Genomic DNA, 13784 nt, shown 5'->3' with positions numbered 1-13784 from the left:
GAAGTGACCGCTATCAGTCTCGGCATGCCCGCTGTGCCGCCCCCGCCGCTCGCACCCCGCCGGGCCAGCCGCCAGATCATGGTCGGCTCGGTGCCGGTCGGTGGCGGCGCGCCGGTGTCCGTGCAGTCGATGACCACGACCCTCACCTCCGACGTCAACGCGACCCTGCAGCAGATCGCCGAGCTGACCGCGTCCGGCTGCCAGATCGTCCGGGTGGCGGTGCCGTCCCAGGACGACGTCGAGGCGCTGCCCGCGATCGCCAAGAAGTCGCAGATCCCGGTGATCGCCGACATCCACTTCCAGCCCAAGTACGTCTTCGCCGCCATCGACGCCGGCTGCGCGGCCGTCCGGGTCAACCCGGGCAACATCCGGCAGTTCGACGACAAGGTCAAGGAGATCGCCGCTGCGGCCTCCGCCGCCGGTACGCCGATCCGGATCGGCGTCAACGCTGGCTCGCTGGACAAGCGACTGCTCGCCAAGTACGGCAAGGCCACCGCCGAGGCGCTCGTCGAGTCGGCGCTGTGGGAGTGCTCGCTCTTCGAGGAGCACGGCTTCCGCGACATCAAGATCTCGGTGAAGCACAACGACCCGGTCGTGATGATCCGGGCGTACCGGCAGCTCGCCGAGCAGTGCGACTACCCGCTGCACCTCGGCGTCACCGAGGCCGGGCCGGCCTTCCAGGGCACCATCAAGTCGGCGGTCGCCTTCGGCGCGCTGCTGGCCGAGGGCATCGGCGACACCATCCGGGTGTCGCTCTCCGCCCCGCCGGTCGAGGAGATCAAGGTCGGCAACCAGATCCTGGAGTCCCTCGGCCTGCGCGAGCGCGGTCTGGAGATCGTCTCCTGCCCGTCCTGCGGTCGTGCCCAGGTGGACGTCTACAAGCTCGCCGAGGAGGTCACCGCCGGCCTCGAAGGGCTGCCGGTGCCGCTGCGGGTAGCCGTCATGGGCTGCGTCGTCAACGGTCCGGGCGAGGCCCGCGAGGCCGACCTCGGCGTCGCCTCCGGCAACGGCAAGGGTCAGATCTTCGTCAAGGGGCAGGTCGTCAAGACCGTGCCCGAGGGCCAGATCGTGGAGACGCTGATCGAAGAGGCGCTGCGCATCGCCGACGAGATGGGCGCCGAGCTGCCCGAGGAGCTGCGCGGGCTGGTCACCGGCCCGACGGTCACCGTGCACTGAGCCAGTTCGACGAATGCGGGCCGTTCCCCCTCGGGGAGCGGCCCGCATTCGTTCTGGCGCAGCTCAGTCGGATTCGGCGAGGATCGCGTACAGCTTGCGTCGGGTCTCGTCGAGGACCTGGGCGGCCCGCTCACGCTGGTCGTCGGTGCCGTGCATCATCACCTGCCGCAGGGCGTTCATCGCCTGCGCGCCGGAGTCGCGGATGTCGTGCCAACTGCTCACGGTGTCCTGGGCGACGTCCGCCCAGGGCGGCGTCTGCGCGGCGGCGGTGGCCTCGGCCTGACCGGCCTCGGTAACGGTGAACCGCTTCCGTCCGCCGCTGGACTCCTCGGTGCTGGCGGCGATCACACCCTCGTCCTCCAGAAGCTGGAGCGTGGGGTAGATCGAACCCGGGCTGGGCCGCCAGGCCCCGCCGGTGCGGGAGTCGATCTCCTGAATCATCTCGTAGCCGTGCATCGGCCGCTCGGTGAGCAGGGCCAACACCGCGCCGCGGACGTTGGGGCGTCGCCCCCTGCCGCGGCCGTGCCCGCGACCACGGCCGCGCCCGCCGTGCTCGTGGCCGTGCTCGTGGGGGCCGGGCGGGACCGGCGGGAAGCCGAAGCCCCGCATCCGGGCCTCGTGCATCGGGCCGTGCTGTCGATGGAACCGCATCGGGTTCTCCTTCTCTACGTACTGTCGCTGATGCATCAACGATATATCGGCAATGCATCGCCGACAAGTCGAGGCCGGCGTCGGGTATGCAAACCGTACGTACGTCTTGTTAGGGTGCCCGTATGCGCCTGCTCCCACCGCCGGGCCCGGCCCGGATCCTCACGCTCGGCACCCTGGTCAGGACCACCGGGCGGGGTCTGTGGCTGGTCGCCAGCGCGCTCTTCCTCACCCGTTCGGTCGGCCTGTCGGCGACCCAGGTTGGCGTCGGGCTGACCATCTCGGCGCTCGTCGGCGTGCTCGCGAGCACGCCGAGCGGTTACCTGGCCGACCGGGTGGGCCCGCGCGGGGTGCAGGTGGGCGGGCTGATCGCGGCCGGCGTCCTGACCGCCGCTCTGATCACCGTCCGATCGTTCCCCGCGTTCGTCCTGGTCGGTGCCGCCACCGCGCTCGCCGACGCCGTAGAGCGCGGTGGCCGGGGAGCCCTCATCGCCGGCGCGGTCCCGGCCGACCAGCGCGTGCACACGCGCGCCTACCTGCGAGCCACCACCAACGTCGGAATCTCCGTCGGGGCCGTCCTCGGCGGCTTCGCCATCGCCGCCGATACCCGTACCGGCTACCTCAACCCTGATCCTGGCCACGGCGGTGGCGTCGCTGGCCGCAGCGGCGATCTCCGTCCGGCTGCCCACCGTCGCGCCCCCGTCGACGCCCCGACGCGCGGACCCCGCCTGGTCGCCCTACGGGACCGGCCGTTCCTCGCCTTCACCCTGCTCGACGGGCTGATGTCCATGCACTTCAGCCTGCTCACCCTCGCCCTGCCGCTGTGGATCGCCGGGCACACCACCGCTCCGGTCTGGATGATCTCGGTGTTGACGCTGGTCAACACCGTGCTGGTGGTGCTCCTGCAGGTCCGGGCGGCCCGCGCTGCCGTCACCCTGCCGGGAGCCGCCCGCGCGTCCCGCCGAGCGGGGGCGGTCATCGCCCTGGCCTGCGTACTGTTCGCCGCCAGCGGCGCACTGCCCACACCGGGCGCCATCGGCCTGCTCTGCGTCGGATCGCTGGCGCACGTGATCGGGGAGCTGTGGCACTCCGCCGCCGGGTGGGGAATCTCCTTCGGGCTGGCCCCGGCCGACGCGCACGGGCAGTACCAGGGGACGTACGGCATGGGTTACGAGCTGGGCAAGATGCTCGCGCCCGTCGTCGTGACCAGCCTCGCCCTGGGTTGGGGCGTACCGGGATGGCTCGTGCTGGCCGGGCTCTTCCTCCTGCTCGGCGCCCTGGTGCCCCCGGTCGTCCGGTGGGCGGGCCGGACCCGACCGACCAGCCGGGTCACCGAGCCGGCGACCATCTGAGGTCGGGCTCGCCACTCGGCCGGCGGGGCGGGGGGTCGATCTGGCAGGGTGGTAGTCGTGCTGACGGTGCCGGTACGGCAACTGGGGGAATCGGAGCGCCGCGCGGTCGAGCGACTGCTCGACCGCGACCCGTTCGCGGGCGCGCAGGTCGCCGAGCGCATCGCCGCGCGCGGACTGTCCTGGTGGCGGGCCGAAGGGCGGATCCTGGGGTACGGCGCCCGCCGCAACCTCGAATCACTGTGCTGGCTCGGCGGCAACCTGACGCCGGTGCTCGCCAGCGACGCCGCCGTGTCCGCCTTCGCTGACCTGCTCGCCGGGGAGGACCGGCTCTGCTCCTCGATCGTCGGCCGCGCGGACGCCGTCCTCGCCCTCTGGGACCGGCTCTCCCACACGTGGGGCCCGGCCCGCGACGTCCGCCCCAACCAGCCGCTGCTGGCCACCGACACGACGCCGGCCGTTCCGGCCGATCCGGAGGTACGCCGCGTCCGCCCCGGCGAGGTCGACCGACTCTTTCCGGCGGCGGTCGCCATGTACACCGAAGAGGTGGGCGTCTCCCCGCTCGCCGAGGACGCCGGCCGCAGCTACCGACGTCGGGTCAACGACCTGGTCCGCGCCGGCCGCGCGTACGCCCGGTTCGTTGACGGCAAGGTCGTGTTCAAGGCCGAGTTGGCCGTCGTGACCAAGCGGACCGCCCAGGTCCAGGGTGTGTGGGTCGCCCCGGAATGGCGGGGCCGTGGCATCGCCGCCGCCGCGATGGCCGCCGTGGTGAGCGACGCGCTGGCCCGGGTCGCTCCCACGGTCAGCCTGTACGTCAACGACTTCAACCTTCCGGCCCGCCGAGTCTACGAACGCTGCGGCTTCCAACCGGTCGGCACGCTCGCCACGGTCCTCTTCTGAAGGTACGTCGATGGCCGGCACCCGTTGTCGGGGTGCCGGCCATCGGTGGTTCTTAGCTGTTCCAGTTGTGGGCGACCAGGTCGGTGGCCTGCTGCTCCCACTGGGCGTAGGCGTCCGGGTAGGCGGAGACCTGTACGGTCTGGGCGGCGTCGGTCAGGGGCATGTCCTGCCAGCCGTCGACCTGCTTGAGGCCCTTGAGGAACGCGGTGGTGGAGTACTCGGGGTTGGTGATCTGCTCCGGCGTACCCCAACCGGAGGTGGGGCGCTGCTGGAACAGGCCGAGGGAGTCGTGGTCGTTGGCGTCGCCGAGGTGGCCCAGGTTCTCCAGCTTGGACTCCTGCAGGCTCGTCGCGATGGAGATGACCGCGGCCCGCTCGGGCAGGCCGGCCTTCTTGGTGGCCGCGATGATGGCCTTGGCGTTGGCGGTCTGCTCACCGTTGAGGTCGATGTGCGACTGGTCGCCCTGCGGCTTGGGTGCGGTGGTCTGCACCGCTGCGGCGACGGGCTTGGCGTCCACGGCCGGGGTGGCGGCGTGGGCGGCGATCGGGCCGGCGAAGACACCGCCGGCGAACGCGAGACCAGCAACGGACAGCATGCTCTTACGGAAGATCGTGTTCATGGGGGGTTGCTCCTTCGGGGGTAGGAAACACCCACACCACCCGTTCGGGGGGATCAGGTGACGGGGGTGTCAGCACCTCGTCCGGGCGCTCAAAAGTCTGGGGGGCGGCCTGCGAGCGGAGGGCTCGTGGCGGCCGGTCCGTGTGTAACGACCTGCCGGCCGGGGCCATTCCCGGGGGCTTGACGATCCGCGGTGAGCGGGGCTCGTCGTGCCGGGTCCGTGTGTAACGACCTTCGGTCCGGGGCCATTCCCGGGGGCGGGCGGGTTCCTCGCAGCGGCCGGTCCATGTGTAACGACCTTCGGTCCGGGGCCATTCCCGTAGGCAGGGAGTCTGCCGGGGCTCGCCGCGCCGGTCCGTCTGTAACGACCTGCCGCCTGGGGTCATTCCCCCAGGTGGGGTGGCCCGGGTGTTGCGGGGCGGTCACCGCGACCTGGGCGGGCCGGTCATTTCCCCACCGGCTTGACGGGCGGGCGGCTCAGCCTTGGTCCTGCGATCGTCAGGGTGTGTAACGACCGGCGGCGCGCCACGATTCCGGCCCAGCCGTGCGTCCGGTCACCCCCGCGAAGACCTCAGAAAAGGACATACCGCCCAGCGGGCGCGGTCGGCGTGGCCAGTTGCAAAGCAACCAGGCGGTGATCGACTCGACATCGCCGAAGTCGGGGTATCCGGGGCCGGATGACACCGCGATATCGGTGATCTCGTGTCGATCATCCTGGCCCGGGGTGGGGCCGATTGGGCATGGTGCCGGTGGTGCCGCCTGGGGTGCTCGGGCGGGTGCCCGGGCGGTGATCGACTCGACATCGCCGAAGTCGGGGTATCCGGGGCCGGTTGATGCCTCCGGATCGGCGATGTCGAGTCGATCATGGCGGTCCGGGGCCGGTTGATGCCCCCGGATCGGGGATCTCGTGTCGATCATGTCGAGCCGGGGCCCGCGCAGGTCTCGCCCCCCGGTTGTCGGCGCACCGGGCATCGGGGGATGTCCTGCTCAGGGGCGGTTAAATCGGTTGAGGGGACCGGGGCGCTGCCGGCACGCTGGGTGTTCCGCCACCCACGTCCGGAGGAACTTTCCATGCGCCTGCTCCGTGATCTGTGGGACACCTCGCCACGCCGTATGACGCTCGTGGCCATCCTGATCGTGCTGGGCGCCGCCGGTCAGGCGGGCGCGTCCGCGCTCGCCGGCGCGGTGCTCGTACACCGGTCGGCCGTTTCCTTCACGGTCCTCGCCGCCGCGTTGGCCGCCGTGGTGCTCAGCGACCTGGTGGTGAGCCTGGTGATGGCCGGGCTGACCGCCGACTGGTCCGCCGACGTCCGGAGGCGGCTCTGCCGGGTCGCGCTCGGGCAGGATCTACCGAGCCTCGAGACCACGCCGGTGGGCGAGCTGCTGGACCGCATCGACGGGGATGTCTACCAGGTGGCGTCGGCGGTTCGTAACCAGGGTTCGCGGCTCGCCCAGGGGCTCTGTGTCGGTCTGCTGTCGATGGTGGTCGCGCTCGCCGTCTGGTGGCCGGCCGGCATCGCGATGCTGCTGCTGACCGTGGTGCTCGGGGTGGGACTGCGCCGGCCCACGGCACGGATCGGCCCGGCCCGGATGATCGAGGAAGAGGCATGGTCCGACCTGGCCGCTGTGATGGAGGAGGCGGTGCACGGCCAGGACGACGTGCGGACCAGCCTGGCCCAGCCGTACGTGCTGCGACTCTATGCCCGGCGGGCCGCCGCCGTGTTGTCCCGCGGCAATCGGGTCTGGGTGCTCTCCGCCAAGGTGGCGACGGTCGCCACGGCCACGATCCGGGTCGGTGTCGGCGTGGTGGTGCTCGGCGGGGCCTGGGCCCTGGCCACCGGCCGGGTCGACGCCGCCCGGCTCACCGCCATCTGGCTACTCGCCCTGGCCTTCGGGGCCACCGCGGAACACGTCGGCCGGATGGTGCCCGAACTACAGGAGGCCCTGGGCGCATGGGCCCGCGTGCAGTTGCTCCAGAAGGTTCGGCAGGAACCGGTCGGCGGGGCCACCCCGGTCGAGGGTGACCTGCGCATCCGGGACCTGACATTCGGGTACGAGGTGAGCGGCCCGGAGAGTGGACGGGGTCCGGCCCTGCGCGGGCTCAGCCTCACCTTCGCGCGGGGGCGCTCATACGCCCTGATCGGGCGTACCGGGTCGGGCAAGTCGACCCTGGCGAAGGTGCTCACCCGGGCCGTGGACGTGCCGCCGGGCACCGTCTTCCTCGGCGGCACCGACCTGTGCGACCTCGACGTGGAGGAGTTGCGCCGCTGGGTGGCGCTGGTGCCGCAGCGCACCGAGATCGTGGCCGGCACGCTCGCCGAGAACGTCGCGCTCTACGACCCGGACCTGCTGGACGCCGCCGCGCGGGCGCTCGACGAACTGGGCCTGGCCGGCTGGATTGCCGAGCTGCCCGACGGGTTGGCGACCCGGCTGGGGGAGGGCGGGCACGTGCTCTCCGCCGGCCAGGAGCAGTTGGTGGCGTTCGCCCGGATCCTGGTCCGTGACCCGCACGTGGTGATCCTCGACGAGGCCACCGCCCGGTTGGACCCGGTGACCGAGACGCGGGTGCAGCGGGCCACCGAGCGACTGCTGCGCGACCGGATCGGCATCGTCATCGCGCACCGACTCTCCTCGGTGCGCCGCTGCGACGAGGTGGTGGTGCTCGCCGACGGCGCGGTGGTCGAGGCCGGTCCGTTGGAGACGTCGACCCGGTTCGCCGAGTTGCTGGCGACCAGTCACGCCGCCGTCTACGCCGGCGGGGCGTCGGCGTCCCGCACCGGCGGCGGCACCGACCTCCTGACCGGCCCGAGCACCGCCGACGCCGACGTGTCGGCCAGTCCGGCCGCCGCCGGTGTCGGCCTGCCGACCGGCCCGGACACGGATGCGGCCGGCCTGCTGGCCGGCCCGAGCACCGCCAGCCCGGACATCGCCAGCGTCGGCCTTCTGGCCGGCCCGAGCACCGCCAGCCCGGACATCGCCAGCGTCGGCCTGCTGGCCGGCCCGCGCACCGTCGGCCCGGGCGCCGCTGAGCCGGTGGATGCGGCGGTCGAGGGCGGGCCCGTGTCGGCGTCGCGTACCGACCCGCCGCCGTTGCCGCCGACGCCGCCGGCGCGGACCTTCCGGGAGATCATCCGGCTCTGCACCAACGATCCCCGGTACGGAGCCGCCGCGATCGCCCTGTTCCTCGGGCTCAGCCTGCTCGGGCTGGACGGTCCGCTGCTGCCGTGGCTGTGGGCCGACCTGGTCGACGGATCCGGCAGTCCGTACCTGCCGGCGTTGGGCATCGTGGCCGGACTGCTGGTCACCCTGCCGCTGCCGTTCTACACGCACGTCTGGTTCCCGCACTGGTGGGTGCGGCAGATGCTGCGGATCGGCCTGCGGCTGGTGCACGGCCAGACCGGCCCTCGCCGGGTCAGCTCGCACAGCCCGGCGGAGGTGGTGGCCCAGGGCGGCGACACCGAGCGGGTGGTGCAGCTCGCCGACAACGTGCTGGACCAGAGCGTGGCGGTGGTGCTGGTGGTGGCCATGACGGCGGTCACCGGCAGCGTCGTACCGGGGCTGTTCTTCCTCGGCACGATGGTGGTCTCCGGCCTGGCCGCGACGTTGTTCGGGCCGAAGCTGGAGCGCGCGGCGCGGGCGACCGTCGCGGCGCGGGCCGCCTTCGCCACCGCGCTGGTCTCCGCGCTCTCCGCGGCGCGGACGGTCAAGCTCGCCGGCGCGACATCGGCGGTGCTGCGTCACCTGTCCGACCTGGACGTGCTGCGCAGTGACCGGCAGCGCCGGGAGATCGCCGTGCAGGTGTGGTCCCGGTCGACGCCGTCGGTGGTCAGCGGGCTGCTGCCGATCGGCGCGTGGGCCCTCTACCTGGGCGGCGATCTGTCGGCCGGCGCGGTGCTGGTGGCCGTCTCCACGCTGGGCGCGGCCCGGTGGTTCGCCTGGACCACCGCGTCGTTGATCTCCCAACTGCCGTCGGCACGGGTGTGGACCCGGCGGACGGTGGCGATGACGGGCGTGGGGGCGTACTCGGTGGGGGTGCCGGCGGTAGATCTGGCCGGCGGCACCGCGCCCGCGCCGACGCCACCGCCCCGCCGCCCGCTGCGCCGGTTGGAGCTGCGCGGCTTCTCGGTGGTGCACTCCGACGGCACGGTCGCCGTGCGCGACGTGGACCTGACGGTCCAGCGTGGGCAGTTGGTGCTGGTCGTCGGGCCGGTCGGAGCGGGTAAGTCCTCGCTGCTGCGGGCGCTGGCCGGCATCGTGCACCACACCGGCGAGCTGCGGTGGAACGGTGACACGGTCACCGAGCCCGAGCTGTTCCTACGCCCGAACCAGGTGGGGTACGTCGGTCAGCTGCCCCGGGTGCTCTCCGGCACGGTGGTCGAGAACATCGCGCTCGGCCACCAGGTGGACGCGGCGGACGCGGTCAGCACGGCCCAGCTCGACCACGACCTGGCCGCCGCCGGGGGTGGGCTGGGCCTGCTCATCGGGCACAAGGGCACCCGGCTCTCCGGCGGGCAGCTGCAGCGGCTGGCCCTGGCCCGGGCGCTGGCGCCGCGTACCGAACTGCTGGTCGCGGACGACGTGTCGTCGGCGCTGGACGTCACGACGGAGCTGGCGCTGTGGCAGGCGCTGCGGGCGCACGGCGTGACCGTGGTGGGGTCCACCGCCAAGCGTGCCGCGTTGGTCCGGGCCGACCACGTGGTGGTGTTGGGGGAGGGCACGGTGGCGGCCCAGGGGACCTGGCGGGAGCTGGAGGGCGACTGGTCGCACCTCGCCGGCTGAGAAACGGGTACGGGCGGCTGTCCGGATCGACAGCCGCCCGTACCGCGTTCGGATCAGGCGCGGGCGTACTGGGCGGGACCGCTGTACGCGACGCCGAGCTTGGCGGCGGCGCGGCGCGGCCAGTACGGGTCGCGCAGCAGTTCCCGGCCGAGCAGCACCAGGTCGGCCTCGCCGCTGGCGATGATCTGCTCGGCGTGCTCCGGCTCGACGATCAGGCCGACCGCGCCGGTGGGTACGCCGGCCTCGCGGCGGATCTGGGCGGCCAGCGGCACCTGGTAGCCGGGGCCGAGCAGCGGGATGCGCTGCTCGGTGCTGACGCCCCCGGAGGAGGTGTCGACGAGGTCGACGCCGACGGCGGCCAGCTCCCCGGCGAGCACGACGCTGTCCTCGACGGTCCAGCCGCCCTCGACCCAGTCGGTCGCGGAGATCCGGGTGAGCACCGGCACGCTCTCGCCGACGGCGGCGCGTACCGCGCGGGCGACCTCCAGGGTGAGCCGCATCCGGCCGGCCCGGTCACCGCCGTAGGAGTCGGTGCGGTGGTTGGTCAGCGGCGACAGGAACTCGTTGAGCAGGTAACCGTGCGCGGCGTGGACCTCCACCGCGGCGAAGCCGGCGGCGAGGGCCCGCTCGGCGGCGGCGGCGAACGCGTCGACCACGCCCGCGATGCCCGCCGCGTCGAGGGTGGTCGGCGTCCGGTAGGTGGGGCTGAACGGCTCGGCGCTCGGGGCGACCGGCGTCCAACCGCCCTCGGCGTCCGGCACCCCGCCGTTGCCCGAGTCCCACGGTCGGTAGGTGGAGGCCTTGAAGCCGGCGTGTGCGAGCTGAACCGCCGGCACCGCGCCGTGCGCGGCGACGAACGCGGTCACCGGCCGCCAGGCGTCCACGTGCGCGTCGGACCACAGCCCGGTGTCCTGCGGGGAGATCCGACCCTCGGGGAGTACGGCGGTCGCCTCGGTCAGCACCAGTCCGGCCCCGCCGATCGCGCGGGTGCCGAGGTGGACGAGATGCCAGTCGGTGGGCAGGCCGTCCGGGCCGGCGGAGTACTGGCACATCGGCGCCACGGCGACGCGGTTGGGCAGGGTGACCCCACGCAGGGCCAGCGGTGTGAACAGGGAACTCATGTGCTCATCCTCTCGGTACGACGACGGACCCCGCTGTCGAGGGGTCCGTCGCCGTGGGGAAACGGGTCAGGCGGGTACGGGGTTCAGCTCCGGGCGGGTGTCGGCGGCCACGGTCTCCGGCTCGGTGAGGTCACGTCGGCCGGCCGAGTCGTACGCGGCCCGGTCGAGGGTGCCCTCCCGGGCGGCGACGACGGTCGGCACCAGTGCCTGCCCGGCCACGTTGGTGGCGGTGCGCATCATGTCCAGGATCGGGTCGATGGCGAGCAGCAGGCCGGCCCCGGCCAGCGGCAGGCCCAGCGTGCTCAGGGTGAGGGTGAGCATCACGATCGCGCCGGTCAGGCCGGCGGTGGCCGCCGAGCCGACCACCGAGACGAAGGCGATGAGCAGGTAGTCGGTGAGGCCGAGCTGCACGCCGAACACCTGGGCCACGAAGATCGCGGCGAGGGCCGGGTAGATCGCGGCGCAGCCGTCCATCTTCGTGGTGGCGCCGAACGGCACCGCGAACGAGGCGTACTCGCGGGGGACGCCGAGGCGCTCGACGGAGCGCTGGGTCACCGGCATGGTGCCCACCGAGGAGCGGGACACGAAGGCCAGCTCGATCGCGGGCCAGGCCCCGGCGAAGAAGCGCAGCGGGTTGAGTCGGCCGGCGAGGATCAGCACCAGCGGGTAGACCACGAACAGCACGATGGCGCAGCCGACGTAGACGGCGGTCGTGAACTTCGCCAGCGGAGCCAGCAGGTCCCAGCCGTATGAGGCGACGGCGTTGCCGATCAGGCCGAGCGTGCCGATCGGGGCGAGCCGGATGACCCACCAGAGGGCCTTCTGCACGATCTCCAGCAGCGAGCGGTTCAGCGCCACGAACGGCTCGGCGGCCTCACCGACGAGCAGGGCCGCCGCGCCGATGACGACGGCGAGGAAGACGATCTGCAGGACGTTGCCCTCGACGAACGCGCCGACCGGGTTGGTGGGCACGATGCCGGTGAGGAAGTCCGTCCACGAGCCGGTCTTCTTCGGTGCCGCCGCGCCGCCCAGGTCGAGGGTCACGCCCCGGCCGGGGTCGACGAGCAGGCCGAGGCCGATACCGATGCTCACCGAGATCAGCGCGGTGATGCCGAACCACATGAGGGTCTTGAGGGCGAGCCGGGCGGCGTTGGCCACGCCGCGCAGGCTGACAACGCTGACCACGATGGCGGTGAAGACCAGCGGCGGTACGGCCAGCTTGAGGAGCTGGATGAAGAGGGAGCCGACGGTGTGCAGGGTGGTGGTCAGCCAGCTCACGTCGTTGGCGCGGGCCAGGAAGCCGAGCGCCACGCCGAGTACGAGGCCGAGCAGGATCTGCACGGAGAAGGGAATTTTGCGCAGGCCGAAGGGCATGAGATGTCCAAGTGGGGTGGTCTGGTCGGGGTAGGCGTGTGGAGGACGGCTACGCCGGACAGATGCCGCTGGCCTGCAGTCGAAGATCGACATACAGGCGGACGGTGAGGCCCCAGACGTTGTTCATCGTTGGTCGACGATACGCCGATAAGTTCGATCTGCAAGGTGTGATGCGCGTGACGCTCCTTACAGGCTTCGGCGTTGGTAAGTCAGGGCCAGGGCCGTGCCGGTGGCCGCGCCCCACAGCACGGCCAACGCGAGAACCACCCGCTCCACCACGCCGGCCAGCGAGCCCCGGCCGACCACGAGCATGGCCAGGCCGATCGTGGCGCACAGCGGCAGGGCGAGCGCCGCCGTCACCGCCGCCAGACGGCGTACCACCGGTCCGGCCGGCCCGGACACGGCCAACGCCACCATGGCGAGGACCACCGCCGCCGTTGCCGCGATGCTCGCGCCGCCGTGCACCAGATCGGCAACCGTGGTCCGCTCGAACGGCGGTAGCGGGCAGCCGGCGGAGCAGGTCACCGTTCCGGAGACCGCCGTGAGCACCGCGCCGCTGGCGAGCAGCGCCGGCGCGACCCGGACCCCGGGCGGCAGCGCCGCGGCGATCAACAGCAACGCGCCGGCAAGAGCCAGAACCCCGATCCGGTACGTCACGGCGTGCGCGCTGCCGGCGATACCGGCCTCGCTCACGTACCCGGTGAAGCCCGGACCGGGACCGGCGACCACCGCGACCGTCACGGCGACCGCCCCGGCCACCGCGCAGCCGGCGGCGGCCGACCCGGCGACCCGGCGGGCCAGGCCCCCGTGGCCGCGAGGCGTCGTGGCGGTGCCGGCCCGATTCGGCTCAGCCACGTCCGTGCGGCGTCGTCCAGCCGGACTCGTCGGGACCCGCCGGCACGATGCCGGTCGGGTTGATCTCCCGGTGGGTGCCGTAGTAGTGCCGCTTGATGTGGTCGAAGTCCACCGTCTCGCCGAAACCCGGCGTCTGGAACAGGTCCCGGGCGTACGCCCAGAGCACCGGCATCTCGGTCAGCTTGTTCCGGTTGCACTTGAAGTGCCCGTGGTACGCCGCGTCGAAGCGGACCAGCGTGGTGAACAGCCGCACGTCCGCCTCGGTGATCGCGTCCCCCATCAGGTAGCGCTGGCCCGCCAGCCGTTCGGAGAGCGCGTCCAGCCGGGCGAAGAGCGCCCGGAACGCCTCGTCGTACGCCTCCTGCGAGGTCGCGAAGCCGCACCGGTAGACGCCGTTGTTGACGTCGGTGTGGATCTCGGCCATCAGGGCGTCCATCTCGGGGCGCAGCGCGACCGGGTACAGATCCGGGGCGTCGGGGGCGTGCAGTGACCGCCACTCGGTGGAGAAGTCGAGGGTGAGCTGCGGGTAGTCGTTGGTGACCACCCGGCCGGTCAGGGTGTCGACGAGCGCCGGCACGGTCACCCGGCCGGTGTAGTCCTCGTCGGTGGCCAGGTACGCCTCGGAGAGAAAACGGACGCCGAGGACCGGATCGAAGCCGTCCGGGTCGAGCGCGAACGCCCAACCCCGCTCGTCCCGGATGGGGTCGACGGTGCCCAGCGAGATCGCGTCGTCCAGCCCGAGCAGGCCCCGCACGATCCTCGCCCGGTGCGCCCACGGGCACGCGCGGCACCAGATGAGCCGGTACCGGCCGGCCTCCAGCGGCCAGCGGTCCTGCTCGTCCGGACCGCCGCCGGGAGGCGAGGTCGAGTCGCCGGTGACCCGACCGGTGAACCGGTTCGGCTGACGGACGAACGCGCCGCCGCCACTTGTCTCTGCGCTGAACTGGGCCCGGGCCATGCCGTC

The 13784-nt window shown here is 72.7% G+C and carries 10 protein-coding genes; 4 read left to right on the top strand and 6 right to left on the bottom strand.

Translation table 11 applies throughout. The features are described from left to right. Positions 1 to 3 precede the first annotated feature (3 nt). A complete protein-coding gene (ispG, locus tag ACLQ25_RS16470) occupies positions 4 to 1176 on the top strand; it encodes a flavodoxin-dependent (E)-4-hydroxy-3-methylbut-2-enyl-diphosphate synthase (RefSeq protein WP_396803725.1) in 1173 nt (390 codons plus the stop codon). A gap of 63 nt (positions 1177 to 1239) precedes the next feature. On the opposite strand, the gene ACLQ25_RS16465 is transcribed toward ispG, so the two are convergent. Continuing rightward, positions 1240 to 1827 (bottom strand): PadR family transcriptional regulator, encoded by a 588-nt coding sequence (locus ACLQ25_RS16465; RefSeq protein ID WP_425731742.1) that lies wholly within the window; start codon positions 1825 to 1827, stop codon positions 1240 to 1242. A 122-nt stretch (positions 1828 to 1949) separates the two neighbouring features. Here ACLQ25_RS16465 and ACLQ25_RS16460 point away from each other — a divergent pair, with 122 nt between their 5' ends. Both ACLQ25_RS16460 and ACLQ25_RS16455 read left to right on the top strand, forming a co-directional pair. Beyond that, entirely contained in the window at positions 1950 to 3176 is a 1227-nt protein-coding gene (locus ACLQ25_RS16460) for an MFS transporter (RefSeq protein ID WP_425731741.1), read from the top strand. Positions 3177 to 3233: 57 nt separating this feature from the next. Beyond that, positions 3234 to 4073 carry a GNAT family N-acetyltransferase gene (locus tag ACLQ25_RS16455; protein ID WP_425731740.1) on the top strand — a complete coding sequence of 280 codons (840 nt, stop codon included), beginning with the start codon at positions 3234 to 3236 and terminating at the stop codon, positions 4071 to 4073. A 52-nt stretch (positions 4074 to 4125) separates the two neighbouring features. Here ACLQ25_RS16455 and ACLQ25_RS16450 read toward each other — a convergent pair whose 3' ends face one another. Next, positions 4126 to 4692 (bottom strand): hypothetical protein, encoded by a 567-nt coding sequence (locus tag ACLQ25_RS16450; protein WP_425731739.1) that lies wholly within the window; start codon positions 4690 to 4692, stop codon positions 4126 to 4128. A gap of 1070 nt (positions 4693 to 5762) precedes the next feature. Here ACLQ25_RS16450 and ACLQ25_RS16445 point away from each other — a divergent pair. Further along, positions 5763 to 9470 carry an ATP-binding cassette domain-containing protein gene (locus ACLQ25_RS16445; protein WP_425731738.1) on the top strand — a complete coding sequence of 1236 codons (3708 nt, stop codon included), beginning with the start codon at positions 5763 to 5765 and terminating at the stop codon, positions 9468 to 9470. Between the two features lie 53 nt (positions 9471 to 9523). Here ACLQ25_RS16445 and ACLQ25_RS16440 read toward each other — a convergent pair whose 3' ends face one another. From ACLQ25_RS16440 to ACLQ25_RS16425, 4 genes are all read right to left on the bottom strand, one after another. Continuing rightward, positions 9524 to 10591: an NADH:flavin oxidoreductase/NADH oxidase gene (locus ACLQ25_RS16440; RefSeq protein WP_425731737.1), complete on the bottom strand. Its 1068-nt coding sequence runs from the start codon at positions 10589 to 10591 to the stop codon at positions 9524 to 9526. A 66-nt stretch (positions 10592 to 10657) separates the two neighbouring features. Continuing rightward, a complete protein-coding gene (locus ACLQ25_RS16435) occupies positions 10658 to 11953 on the bottom strand; it encodes a dicarboxylate/amino acid:cation symporter (RefSeq protein WP_425731761.1) in 1296 nt (431 codons plus the stop codon). Positions 11954 to 12151: 198 nt separating this feature from the next. Continuing rightward, entirely contained in the window at positions 12152 to 12820 is a 669-nt protein-coding gene (locus tag ACLQ25_RS16430) for a DUF998 domain-containing protein (protein WP_425731736.1), read from the bottom strand. Then, positions 12813 to 13778, bottom strand: a complete 966-nt coding sequence (locus ACLQ25_RS16425) for a glutathione S-transferase family protein (protein WP_425731735.1) — start codon at positions 13776 to 13778, stop codon at positions 12813 to 12815. Before ACLQ25_RS16425 ends, ACLQ25_RS16430 begins: the two co-directional genes overlap by 8 nt. Between the last annotated feature and the right edge of the window lie 6 nt (positions 13779 to 13784).

Source organism: Micromonospora sp. DT44 (assembly GCF_049841635.1).
Classification (GTDB): Bacteria; Actinomycetota; Actinomycetes; order Mycobacteriales; family Micromonosporaceae; genus Micromonospora.
The sequence above is the reverse complement of the archived record's forward strand: the minus strand, read 5'-3'. Positions and strand labels throughout refer to the sequence as shown.